Annotated in this window: 12 protein-coding genes; 3 read left to right on the top strand and 9 right to left on the bottom strand. The window is 61.2% G+C overall.

Going from position 1 to position 12,243, the window contains the following annotated elements; translation table 11 throughout:
- Nucleotides 1-34 precede the first annotated feature (34 nt).
- Together AS9A_RS03015 and AS9A_RS03010 are read left to right on the top strand one after the other, a co-directional pair.
- Nucleotides 35-805: a hypothetical protein gene (locus tag AS9A_RS03015; protein ID WP_013805421.1), complete on the top strand. Its 771-nt coding sequence runs from the start codon at nt 35-37 to the stop codon at nt 803-805.
- A 36-nt stretch (nt 806-841) separates the two neighbouring features.
- A complete protein-coding gene (locus tag AS9A_RS03010) occupies nt 842-1,609 on the top strand; it encodes an LmeA family phospholipid-binding protein (RefSeq protein ID WP_013805420.1) in 768 nt (255 codons plus the stop codon).
- 12 nt (nt 1,610-1,621) lie between these two features.
- On the opposite strand, the gene deoC is transcribed toward AS9A_RS03010, so the two are convergent.
- Nucleotides 1,622-2,290, bottom strand: a complete 669-nt coding sequence (deoC, locus tag AS9A_RS03005; protein WP_013805419.1) for a deoxyribose-phosphate aldolase — start codon at nt 2,288-2,290, stop codon at nt 1,622-1,624.
- 27 nt (nt 2,291-2,317) lie between these two features.
- Here deoC and purU point away from each other — a divergent pair, with 27 nt between their 5' ends.
- Nucleotides 2,318-3,205 (top strand): formyltetrahydrofolate deformylase, encoded by an 888-nt coding sequence (gene purU / locus AS9A_RS03000; RefSeq protein ID WP_041450820.1) that lies wholly within the window; start codon nt 2,318-2,320, stop codon nt 3,203-3,205.
- Here the strand turns inward: purU and AS9A_RS02995 are convergent, their stop codons facing one another.
- The 8 genes from AS9A_RS02995 to metE all read right to left on the bottom strand — a co-directional run bounded on the left by AS9A_RS02995 (nt 3,206) and on the right by metE (nt 12,105).
- Nucleotides 3,206-4,294, bottom strand: coding sequence for an alpha/beta fold hydrolase (locus AS9A_RS02995; protein ID WP_013805417.1), 1,089 nt, complete (start codon nt 4,292-4,294; stop codon nt 3,206-3,208).
- A gap of 173 nt (nt 4,295-4,467) precedes the next feature.
- Nucleotides 4,468-5,313, bottom strand: a complete 846-nt coding sequence (locus tag AS9A_RS02990) for a MerR family transcriptional regulator (protein ID WP_237707870.1) — start codon at nt 5,311-5,313, stop codon at nt 4,468-4,470.
- A gap of 48 nt (nt 5,314-5,361) precedes the next feature.
- Nucleotides 5,362-6,363, bottom strand: coding sequence for an AurF N-oxygenase family protein (locus AS9A_RS02985; protein WP_013805415.1), 1,002 nt, complete (start codon nt 6,361-6,363; stop codon nt 5,362-5,364).
- Nucleotides 6,364-6,487: 124 nt separating this feature from the next.
- Nucleotides 6,488-6,769: a DUF2516 family protein gene (locus AS9A_RS02980; RefSeq protein ID WP_013805414.1), complete on the bottom strand. Its 282-nt coding sequence runs from the start codon at nt 6,767-6,769 to the stop codon at nt 6,488-6,490.
- Nucleotides 6,770-6,860: 91 nt separating this feature from the next.
- Complete coding sequence (locus tag AS9A_RS02975; RefSeq protein ID WP_041450819.1) at nt 6,861-7,703, bottom strand: hypothetical protein; 843 nt, start codon at nt 7,701-7,703, stop codon at nt 6,861-6,863.
- Between the two features lie 98 nt (nt 7,704-7,801).
- Nucleotides 7,802-8,317 carry a helix-turn-helix domain-containing protein gene (locus tag AS9A_RS25040; protein WP_148262546.1) on the bottom strand — a complete coding sequence of 172 codons (516 nt, stop codon included), beginning with the start codon at nt 8,315-8,317 and terminating at the stop codon, nt 7,802-7,804.
- A gap of 162 nt (nt 8,318-8,479) precedes the next feature.
- Complete coding sequence (locus AS9A_RS02965) at nt 8,480-9,736, bottom strand: DUF445 domain-containing protein (protein ID WP_083826642.1); 1,257 nt, start codon at nt 9,734-9,736, stop codon at nt 8,480-8,482.
- An 83-nt stretch (nt 9,737-9,819) separates the two neighbouring features.
- Nucleotides 9,820-12,105, bottom strand: coding sequence for a 5-methyltetrahydropteroyltriglutamate--homocysteine S-methyltransferase (gene metE / locus AS9A_RS02960; RefSeq protein ID WP_041450818.1), 2,286 nt, complete (start codon nt 12,103-12,105; stop codon nt 9,820-9,822).
- Nucleotides 12,106-12,243: the final 138 nt, after the last annotated feature.

The following is a 12,243-nucleotide window of genomic DNA, read 5'->3' as shown; positions in this document are numbered from 1 at the left end:
AGCGTTAGGACGGGTTACGCGTGGCACCACCGGCGTGAACCGCCTGCGCCGCGGTGACCGGTGGCTCGTACACCATCCAGATGTGCGGCGCGTCCTCCAAAGTACGCCCGAACCGCTCGTCGCCGACGTGGGTTACGGCTCGACGCCGGTGACAACCTTCGAGCTCGCAGCCCGGCTTCGCGCCGTCGCGCCCCACACCCGGGTTGTCGGGCTCGAGATCGACCCCGCGCGCGTTGTCACGGGCGGAGACGGGGTTGATTTCGCGTACGGAGGATTCGAGCTCGCAGGGCTTCATCCCGTCCTGGTGCGCGCATTCAACGTTCTGCGTCAGTACGACGAGGCTGATGTGCCAGCGGCGTGGGCAGCGATGCAGGCGGGCCTGGCACCGGATGGGCTCATCATGGACGGCACTTGCGACGAGCTCGGACGGCGCTGTGCGTGGATCCTCCTCGACAAGTACCGTCCGCTGAGTCTCACTCTCGCGTGGGATCCGCATTCTGTCACCACCCCGTCGGATGTGGCTGAGCGGCTTCCGAAGGCCCTGATCCACCGAAACGTCCCCGGAGAACGAATCTTTGATCTGCTGAACCTTGCCGACGAATGCTGGGCGCGCGCGGCGGGCTATGCGCCCTACGGCCCGCGGCAGCGCTGGCGCGCGGCACTTCTCGCGATGCGAGATCGGGGCATCCCCGTTCAACTTTCCCGGCGCAGGTTGCGCGACTGCATCCTCACCGTCGACTGGGCCCAGGTGGCCCCCGAACGTCACAGTGTGAAAGACCTTAGGGAAAACACAGTGTTCTCGTAGCGCTGACTGAAGAACCCTCGGGCAGAATGGCAGTCGATGATGACAAGTAACCGTAACTATCCGCCACCGCCCAAGCGGAAGCGCCGTGGCCGCCGCATCGCCCTGATTGTGGTTGCCGTGCTTGTTGTTGGCATTGCCGCCGTCGGTGTCGGCAGCGAACTGTACCTGCGCAACCGAGTGTCGGACTGCATGGCACAGTCGATGAGCGAATCGATCGGGTCTGACGTTGAAGTCACGATGAGCCGCAAGCCGATGCTCATGCAGATGGTCGATGGCAAGACGCCATGGGTCGAGGTTTCCACCACCGGCAACCGTCTCGGTGATGCGGACGGCATGCATATGGATCTGCGGCTCAACGGTGTGCAGACGTTCAACGACGGCGACATCGCGACGACGGTCGAGAGTTCGGCGGCTGACATCAGGTGGTCGTCACAAGGCATCCTCGCCACGCTGCAACAGCAGGGCATCCTCGCGGTTGTCACCTCGGTCGAGCCGAGGCCCGCAGATCAGACGCTGGCGATTCAGATCGTGGGTGCGATTCTTGGTGTTACAGTCGCGCCGACAATCCAGAATGAAGCGATCTCACTCGAGGTCACCGAGGCTAACTTGCTGGGAATCGGCATTCCTCGTGAACTGCCCCAGTCGATAATTCAGACGATCGGCGACGGTCTTGCCGATTTCCCGCTCGGTATGAAGCCCACTGACATGACCGTCACCAGCGAGGGCATCGAAGTCCGGCTCGAAGGCGACCGCGCGGAACTCGAGCGAGCTGAAGGCGAAGAAGTGACGTGCGACCTGTTCTAACGACGCTCTTCGTCAGTCAGCGAAGCCATCAAGCACACCTCGCGAGCTGGACAGACCCAGCCGTGTCGCACCCGCTGCAATCATTGCCTGTGCGGCCTCGGCTGTCCGGATGCCGCCGCTCGCCTTAATACCCAGCTGGCCGCCCACAGTCTGCGCCATCAACTCGATGGCGTGAACCGTGGCCCCGCCAGCCGGGTGAAACCCAGTCGAGGTCTTCACAAAATCCGCACCGGCAGTCCGGGCGACCTCGCATACACGCACAACGGCTTCGTCGGGCAGGGCGGCTGATTCGATGATCACCTTCAGCACCGTCTTCATGCCGACGGCTTCACGCACGATGAGGATGTCCTGGAGTACGGCATCGAAATCACCCGCGAGCGCCCGGCCGACGTCGATCACCATGTCGACCTCAACCGCACCGGCCTCCACAGCCATACGCGCCTCGACGCCTTTAACGAGTGACTGATGCTTCCCGGAAGGGAACCCAGCTACCGTCGCAACGACGAGGCCCTCAGCCTTCACCGGAAGCATCGACGGCGACACACAGATGGCGAGGACGCCGAGTTCCTGGGCCTCCGAGATGAGGGCGTCAACATCATTCGTCGTGGCCTCGGGCTTCAGCAAGGTGTGGTCAATCATGCTGGCGACACGCGAACGGGTGAGACTGCGGAGCGGATCCATTCTGGTGAGCTTGTCATACTTACCGGCATGGTATTGAACCCGGTCTCTGACGAACGCCGTTTCGTGTTGTCCCTTGGCTGTCCCGACGCGCTGGGTATTGTGGCGCGCCTGTCCGGGTTCCTCGCTGGGGCCGGTGCCTGGATTGTGGAAGCGGCGTACCACGCTGACCCTGATACCGGCTGGTTCTTCACGCGGCAGGCTGTCACTGCTTCATCGGTGCGGATGAGTCTTGAAGAGTTCCGGGAACGTTTTGCGGAAATCGCCGCTACGTTCGGCAAGGAAGCCGAGTGGTCCGTGCATGACACCGGAGAGCCGAAGCGGATCGTGCTCCTGGTCAGCAAGGAAGGGCACTGCCTGCACGACCTGCTCGGCCGCGCCGCGACGGGTGAACTTCCCGCAGAGATCTGCGCTGTCATCGGAAACCATACGAGCCTGGAACCGGTCGCGCGGGCACACGGCCTCCCATTCCAGCATGTTCCGTTCCCGGCCGATCCGGAACAGCGCTCCGCAGCGTTTGAACAGGTGCGCACACTCGTTGACGCACATGATCCGCACGCTGTCGTCCTGGCGCGATTCATGCAGGTGCTGCCACCTGAGTTGTGTGCGCACTGGAAGCGCAAGGCGATCAACATCCACCACAGCTTCTTGCCGTCGTTCGTTGGTGCCCGGCCCTACCATCAAGCCCACGAGCGGGGCGTGAAGATCATCGGCGCAACCTGCCACTACGTCACCGCGGAACTCGACGCAGGCCCGATCATCGAACAGGACGTGGTGCGAATCGACCACTCCTACTCGATCGCCGACATGGTGCGCCACGGGCGCGACATCGAGAAGATCGTCCTGTCACGTGGGCTGCGGTGGCACCTGGAGGACAGGGTGCAGGTGCACGGCAGGAAAACGGTGATCTTCAGCTAGTCAGCCAACGCGACGATGCGATGCGGGGATACCGGCGAGGCGACGGATCTCGGAGACCACCATCTCTGGCGCCTCCACGGGGCTCATGTGTCCGATACCCGCGATCTCACTGAATGACTCCAGGTTGCCGGACATCTCCAGCCGATCCTTGATCCGGTAGGAATGCACCGGTGGCGTCAGACGATCCGCGCTTCCGACGAGGACACTCGTCGGAACAACCAGATTGTCCAGAGCGTTCGCGATATCCAGTCGGCCCAAAACCGTGCCCCACATGCCGCGGACCCGGCGTGGACAGGCATTCACGATCGTGCGGCAGAATTCGCGCTGCTCCGGAGTTGAAGCGGTACCCATCGTTGCGTAGCGCAGGATCTCAGACGGCAAGAGCCCCGTGGGCACTGGCGCTGATATGAGGGCGTGAACCAGTACCGGACGGCCCGGCACATTCCGCAGCATGGGAGGGATGACCAGTTCCTCGGCAGTCAGTCGGTCTGAGGCGGTGCTGAGCAGCAGAGCCGACGAGGCGTAGCGCGCCACTTCCGCCCGGTGCTTATCGGCCCACGACATGATGGTCATACCGCCCATGCTGTGGCCGACCAGCACCGCGCGTTCGCCGGGCGCCAGCGTCCCGGAAAGAACACTCGAAAAGTCGTCTGCCAGCAGTTCAGGGCTGAGCCTCGCACGGCCAAGTTCGCTGCGACCATGCCCGCGCTGATCGTATGTGATGACACGGAACTCGTCCGCAAGCGCATTGATCTGTGGACGCCAGAATTCAGTGGAACAGGTCCAGCCGTGCGAAAGCACAAGGGGCTGTGCCCCGGGACGGCCGAACACGCGGACGTGCAGCCTGGTTCCGTCTTTCGAGACGATCGTTTGGTCCGCGACGGGAGCGGTGATCTCGGAGAAAAGTGTGGGGTTCGGCAGTGGGGCCGACGCTGGCAACTGGACGGAGCCAGTGTCGCCGGGCGCCAAGAGCTTGCGGGCCGAAGCCGGGACTGTTCCCAATAACGCCTGACGCGCCAGCCCAATGGACGCGAATGGCAGCGTAACTGGGACCGCACCCACCACTGGGCCAATCACCGGGAATCTCACCAGATTCACCTCATCGTGTTCGTGGCTCCGGCAGCATTGCCGGTAAGCGCGTCGTTGCGCTTAAGACGTAATCTTTTTACAAAGTAGCCCAGTTTGCAAGCCCCCACGTGGAGTTTTGCAAAAGAACCGGTCTGCAGTGCGGTCAATGAATTTGCTTGTCGAGCATCCGCAGGTCAGCGAGTTTCCTGGCCGGGCTGGCCTTCTTCAGGCGATCCGTTGAGTGCCGTGGCAGCACGATTGATTGCCCTGCTGACTTCAATTTCCATTACCTCAGTAAAAAGCACATCCACGACGCGGTTCGCGAGCGGGCGGAGTTTTTTGGACAGCTCTGCAAGCTCCGCAATCCGTTTTTCATCGAGGTGAATTCCTTCCGCTGAGCCAAGCCCTTCGGGCAGGAACGTCTCCGTGATGGTAGAAACGAAGACGCGCGCGACATCCCGCAAATCATCGCGCACGATCTCCCCCTTCTCGAGAACCTTCTCAAGCGGGACTCCGGAATCCACGAGCGTTTGTGCGATCTCGAGCAACTTTGGGTTTACGGCGGACAACTCATCGACCGGTCCGGCCAGAGCACCCTGAACTTTGATTCGCTCTGCAGGCGCTGGCGCGGCTGGGTCGCCAAAGATCTTTCGGAACTCCCCCAGCGTGACCTTCGCTTTTGATCGGAAGAACCCTAGGGGGCCTCGTATATCGTCAGTTTCAAGTATGTCCTCAACACTCATTCCCTGCTGGGAGGCGAGGAGCAATTCGCTGATCGTCGCAAATGTGTAACCGCGTTCAAGCATGCGGATGATCAGACGCAGGCGCGAGAGATGAGACTCGTTGTACCACCCTGTCCGGCCCTCTTTACGAGGCGGCGGCAGTAATCCACGGTCCTGGTAAACACGCACGTTTCGGACACTGATCCCTGCCGCGCGTGCCAGATCGTCGATCCGGTATTCCTTCATCTCCCGCTTTCGCTCACCTCCGCGCTGAACGGAGGGGTTTTGACTATGCCGATCGCTCGGCGCAGTGAGCACCTGCGTGGAGTATACCGCGACCATCTCTTCCTACCGTTTCAACGGACCTCAGATTATGTTGGCCCGGCGCAGCAGGAACTTCGATGGCCCACCGATTAACCCAACGCTGTCAAGAAACTCGATTGATTTGCGTGATCCTTCACGAACCTTGCGCTGGTAGTGCGGATTCTCTCGGGCAGCCTTCTTTGCTTCTTTCGGATTGAGGCCCGCAGCCTTGTACGCCCCCGGATTAATCAGCTCGGTCACAATGAAGTACGCGGTAATACCGAGGATCAAACGCGCGCCTTCGCGCTGGACCCAGTTGACTTCACGCATCCGGCGGATCGTCTCTTCGCGAGCAAATCGAATATGTCGCGCCTCTTCAAGCACGTGGATCTGACTGACAGCCCGAGTGACGGGCTGCACGCGTTCATCACGCATAAAGTCGCGCTGCATCATGTCGAGGATTTCCTCGGCGAATAGTGTGCCACCGTACGCCAATGCGCCGGTAGCAACCGACTTAAACGCGTTGGCAAGGTGCATGACAGCTTTGCCAGGCTTATATGACGGAACACCCATCTTGGTGGCAGCGCGCGCAAACATCGTTGAGTGACGGCACTCGTCCGCAATTTCGGTAAGCCCGAATTGTACATGCGACGTTGCTGCGTCTCGCCAGTAAATGTCACGCAAGAGCATCTGCATGAGAATCATCTCGAACCAGATGCCGGTGCCGCTGATACTCGCAGCCTCGTGATTGGTGAGCGTGATCCGCTGCTCGGGAGTCATTCGCTCCCACAGTTCAGTGCCGTACAAGCTAGACCATTCAGGGGTCATGCCGTAAAGCGAAGGATCGAGAGGGGCTTCCCAATCGATCTCCGTAGCTGGGTCGAGCGACTTCCGAGCTGCAGAGTCAAGCAGGCGACGGCCGGTTTCTTCGGCGCTAGACTCCGTTGTCTGCACCTGAAGAAAGGCAACACTTTCGACATCCGCGGCGTTGCGGATGCGAGTTGAACCTTCAGTACGCGCCCCCTCTGCAGGGGCAGTTCGCCTCATGTCGTGGACGATCGACATTGATCACTCCTCAAGGCACCACCGGCGCAAACCGGCCAAGCCTCCTCGTTGGGGCTCGCTAGTACCGTACCATTGAGACAATGACCGTTGTCAAGGTTTAAGGTAAAACTTTCTTACGTGTCGACTACCAGCGAGGGCCGCGCTGAACCTCATCCACACGAGGGCGAACATCCGCGAGATACACCCCGATAGCAATCACAGCAACGAAACCCAGCAGGCTCGGCAGATTGAAGACAAACAGCACAAATGTCGAGACGCCGAGGATGGCGAGCCACACTGGCTTGGTCAGCTTATCCACTGCCGGAAACGCATCTGGACGCTGCCGCACCGCATGAACGACCGCGAACGCGCCAGCGCCGATCGCGGCAAGGGTCAGGAGCAGCGAAACAAAGGCCTGTATTTGCACACCTACCACTCTAGTGGTGGCTGATTGACCGTTCTACACAGCTTGGGACGCACCACTGCGGCGCGGCCCAAGCTCGTGCAGGATGTGCGACCTACTGCTCGGCGGCGGACTTGGACGGGCTGCTCTTCCGGCGCGGCGACGCGGCGCGCTTCGTCGCAGTGCGACGCGTCGGCGCCTTCTTCACCGTCGCTGCTGTTTCGGCGACTTCTTCCTTCGCCTTCTCGGCGGCATCCGTCGCGGCATCCGTCGCATCCTTCGAAGTGTCGTCCGCCGACTCAGCCGCCCCGGCCAAGGTCTCCCGGGTTTCGTCGGCAAGATCTGCGACGCGCTCCGCAGCGGCGTCGCGAACCTCGGCAGCTTCCGTCACTACTGTGTCCTTGACATCGGCCACAGCCTCGACTGCACGTGAGGCGGCTTCAGATGCGGCGCCCGCAACCTGCGCGGCTTGCTCGCTCGCCGCATCGACTGCCTTCTCGGAACGGGCTGCGATGCGCCCGACAGCGCGGGTTGCGAAATCACGAACGAATCGTGAGCGTCGCGTAAGTTCCTCAATTGCCTCTTCGGTGGCCCCAGCCGCCTCGGTCAGACGGGCCTCCAATACAGGCTGGCGGCGGATCGACTCGATACGGCCCTCCCCGCGCTGCGCCAGTTCCCCGTATGCCCCAGCAGCGTTCTGCAGGTACGACTCCGCCTGCTTTCGGAAGTCTTCCCCATTGATCCGCGCACGCAACTCGCTCAAGTCACTCGGGACCTGCGATGGCAGCGACGAGATGATCTCCCGGGTGCGCTGTGCCCTTGCCTGTGTGTCCGTAGCTGCAGTGGCGGCGCGACCACGGAGATCTTTCACGAACCCCCCGACGGCCTCTACTGCCAAGTCCCCCGCGCCGACAGCCGCGAAAAGCGGTGTCTTCACAGATTCGATTGTCCTAGCCATATGTTGCTCCCCATCAATGTCGACGTATGTGTGCGCCAAGACAGCACCCCCTATGAGCACTTACCCCGGGGCGGAGCAAGCAGCGAAGGACAGGTGGCCTACTCCTGGCTGGCCTCGTTCTCGTGACAGAACGAGTTGTAGATTTCGAGGATGACCTGCTTCTGGCGCTCATTGAGCGTTGCGTCGGCAAGTACCGCGTCACGCACGGGACTTGACTGCCGCTGTTCGAGAATTCCAGCACGCACATAGAGCGCCTCAGCAGATACCCTCAGCCCCTTAGCAATTTGGCCGAGTACCTCAGCGGACGGTTTGCGTAGCCCACGTTCGATCTGACTCAGATAAGGGTTACTGACGCCGGCACGCTCGGCGAGCTGTCGGAGCGACACTTGAGCCAGCTCACGCTGCGCACGTATGAAGCTTCCGATGTCCTGCGCCGCGTTGCTGACAACGCGGACCGCCGCAGGTCCCCCAGCCTGGCGCGAGGCGTCAGAGTCCTTCTCTAGATCGGACGCATCCCCGACCTCATTGTCGGTTTCCGCGGAGCGTTCAGGCGAGTCTTGCTCATCGACGGCGCCAGCGGCGTCGTCCCGTTCACTGCCGCTCGCTCCGGCAATCAACTCGGGATCATCTTTGGCGCCGTCAAACTCGCCGTCAGCCTGGGCCATCAACTCCACCTTCTGCTCCGGCTACGTGCGTGAGGGTACTCACGTGTGCTAACTGCTGCAAGCACTCACGATAGCTGTGTCGAACATGCAGTGTGATGGTTTTCACACTAGCTAGGCAAACAGCAAATGGGTAATGGAGTGGATGGACAAACCAGCCAGGGCTCCGACGACTGTCCCGTTGATGCGGATGAACTGAAGATCCCGTCCTACCTGCAGCTCGATCTTGTCGCTCGCCTCATCGGCGTCCCATTTCGCGACGGTGTCGCTGATGATGCTCGTGATCTCGTGCGCGTAGTTATCGATGACGTATCCCGCGCCGTCGGTCATCCAGCGCTCAACCTTGGTACGCAACGCCGCATCGTCCTTCAGCCGTTCGCCAAAACTGATCACGGAGTCGCGGATCTTGAGCCGCAATGTGCTCTTGGGGTCATCCACCGATTCGAGGATCATCTTTTTCACTAGTGACCATGCCGCGCTTGCGAGACCGGTGACTTCCCTCCGGTTCATCAGTTCTGTTTTGATGCGCTCGGCCTTCGCAATGGTGGTCTCGTCATTCTGGAGATCGTCGGCGAAGTCGAAGAGGAACTGGTTGGCCGCGACGCGAACCTCGTGCTCGGGATCAGATCGGACTTTCCATGCGAACTCCACGAGCTCCCGATGGATCTTCTCGCCGACGAGCAGATCGACCATCTTGGGGGACCAGGTCGGCGAGTCCCTCGTGACTATCCGGTCTATCGTTTCCTGCGACCCGAGCGCCCACTGGTAGGCACGGTCACAGAGCAACTCGATCACCGGCTGCTGCCTGTTCTCCTTCAGCAGTTCGCTGAGGATCTTCCCGAGTGGCGGCCCCCACTTCGGTTCCGCAATGCGCTTGACCAGCGTGTTGTCGATGACCTGCTGCACGTCCTCGTCGCGCAGCACCATCACGAAGGCACGCAGCATCGCAGCTGCCTCGGTCGCGATCCGGTCGGCGTGCGCCGGGTCAGCCAGCCACTCCCCGGCCTTTTTGGGCAGTTCTGCAGACTGCAGGCGCTGCGTCACTACGTCACGCGACAGAAAGTTCGACCCGACGAAAGTGCCAAGGTTTTCGCCAAGCTGGTCCTTCTTCTTCTTGATCAGAGCCGTATGCGGAATTGGAAGTCCCATGGGGCGCTTGAACAGCGCCGTGACGGCGAACCAGTCCGCGAGTCCGCCAACCACACCAGCTTCTGACGCCGCGCGCAGGAAGCTCACCCAGCCGGCGGGGTCTTCTTGCGATTCCAGGTACCGGCAGTACAGGTAAATCGAAGCGGCCACTGCCAGGAAGGCCAGCGAAAACATCTTCATCTTGCGAAGATCGCGGCGCTTGGCTTCGTCATTGAGGTCCATCAGCTGCACAGGACCATTGTGACCCAATATGAGCAGGCAAGCTCAGGCAGGACGCCTAACTGCAGCGCGCCGTCGGGCACAACCTAGCTCGCGCGCCTCCTGATGCGCCGGGCAGCTGCCACAAGATTGCGCAGCGATGGCTCGAGCTGCCACCAGTGCCGGGTTTTGAGCCCACCATCGGGATTGGCCCACAAACGTTCAGGTTCAACTGCCTGGACGGCCTTGGTGAGCAATTCATCAATCTCATCGATGTCGGGAATACGTGCCGAGTGACTCTCGTAGACCCCTGGCCCGACGCCACGGGTGAGCCCGGCGTCCTGCAGCGCGTCGAGCACCCAGTACAAGGTCCGAGTCGCGGTAACAAGATAGGTGACGTCAGCGTCGAGGTCTTCGATCGCTTCCACCACTGCGGCGACACCGGAGAGGCCCATATGCGTGTGGATCTGCGTCTCTGGTTTCACACCCGCGGTCGCGAGCCGGAATGCGTCGACCGCCCACTTCAAGTACTCCTCGCGGCCCTCTAGGCGGCGTGGCAGGAGCGTCCGAATCGCAGGTTCGTCGACCTGAATGACCTTGATGCCCGCGGCTTCGAGGTCCGCTACCTCGTCGCGAACAGCGAGCGCGAGTTGCATGACCGTTTCCTGAAGTGGCTGGTCTTCTCGGACGAACGAGAAAGCGAGCATCGTTACTGGGCCCGTCAAGATCGCCTTGACTGGCTTATCCGTAAGTGATTGCGCGTAGCCGATCCAGTCGACCGTCATTGGCTTCGGACGCGACACGTCTCCGTAGAGGACTGGCGGCCGGACGCAGCGCGAACCGTAGACCTGCACCCAGCCGTTCCGTGTCACCAGATAGCCCTCAAGCAATTCGGCGAAGTACTGGATCATGTCGTTTCGCTCGACTTCACCGTGGACCAGAACGTCGAGCCCGATGTCTTCCTGCAGCCGGACGACTGTCTCGATTTCGCTCTTCACCACCCCCACGTACTCGTCATACGTGAGCCGGTCTTGGCCAAGGTCGTATCGGGCCTGTCTGAGCGCAGCGGACTGGGGATACGAGCCGAGAGTCGTCGTGGGCACGATAGGAAGAGGCAGCGCCTCTTGCTGTGCAACCTTGCGCTGCGCGTACGGGACGCGCTCACGGTCAGCGTCGGTCACCGCGGCGACGCGCCTGCGCACAGCATCGTCTGGCGCAGCGATGGGCTCAACACTCGGTGACTCCCAGCGCGCTGGTGCGCCATCTTTCAGGGCACGGGCCAGCGCAACCACTTCCCCGACTTTTTGCTTGGCGAACGCGAGACGGTCTGCAACGCTCCCGAGCAAATCGAATTCAGAGAGAACGTCCACCGGAACGTGCAACAGTGTGCACGAGGTGGACACGACGATGTCCGGCACAACTTCCTGAAGTTCGCGGAGATAGTCGAGCGCGGCTAGTTTGTCGGTTTTCCACACATTCCGCCCGCTGACGACACCCGCATAGATACGTTTGCGCCGGAGCCCTGGAATCTCGGCTAGCTCGGCAGGAGTCTTTCGCGCAGCCACCAGATCAAGCGCGATGGCCTCGACCTTCGTTGCCGCGAGAATAGGGAGTGCAGGGCCGAGATCACCATACTGACCGGTCACGAGCAGTCGCGGGCGCAGTGGTGAATGGCCGAGTGTGTCGTACGCGCGCTTGAAAGCTTCGAGTTCGGCATCGGTGCGTTCGAGCGTGAAGTACGGTTCATCAAGCTGAACGCAGGTCGTGCCTGCACGCGCCAGTCGCTCGAAAAGATCCTCGTATTTCGTGAGGAGACGATCGAGCAGATCGAGGGTCTGAAAGCCCTCGGGCGCCCGCGCGGACGCCCTGCTCATCAGGAGAAGCGTGACGGGACCCATGATGACCGGGCGGAGCTCGATACCAGCCTCGTTGCCGCGCTGGATCTCATCAATAATGTGATCAGCGTTCAGCCCGAACTCCATGTCCGGATCCAATTCCGGCTGGCGATAGTAATAGTTGCTGCTAATGAATTTCACGAGCTCGAGCGGCGGAAAGTCGGGACGGCCGCGAGCCATCGTGAAGTACAAGTCGAGCGGGTTCAATTCTTCTTGTAGCGCTTTGAATCGTTGCGGAATCGCGCCGAACAGAAACGCTGTGTCAAGGACATGATCGTAGTACGAGAAGGTGTTCCCCGGTACCTGGGAAAGACCGGTGGCAGCGAGTTCGCTCCAGGTCTGCTCCTGCAGTTCCCTTCCTGCAGCAACCAGTTCCTCTTGCGAAATTCCACCGCGCCAATACGACTCGAGAGCACGCTTGAGTTCACGGCGCGGACCGATCCGCGGATAGCCCAGGATGCTCGAGCGGTACTCACTCATGTGGGGGGAACTGGTCATTCCTGCCTTCACCTTTCCTGCGCCGCAGCCCGGCCCCGTGCCGAGTGCTGGCGGCCAGTATTTGTGCTCGATGCAACCCTACTGCGCTAAAGGCCGTAAACGACAAGAAGGGGCGCGGTCGTTCGCTGTGGAATAACC

Source organism: Hoyosella subflava DQS3-9A1, from assembly GCF_000214175.1.
GTDB classification, from domain to species: domain Bacteria; phylum Actinomycetota; class Actinomycetes; order Mycobacteriales; family Mycobacteriaceae; genus Hoyosella; species Hoyosella subflava.
This window is presented reverse-complemented; position numbering and strand designations above follow the sequence as displayed.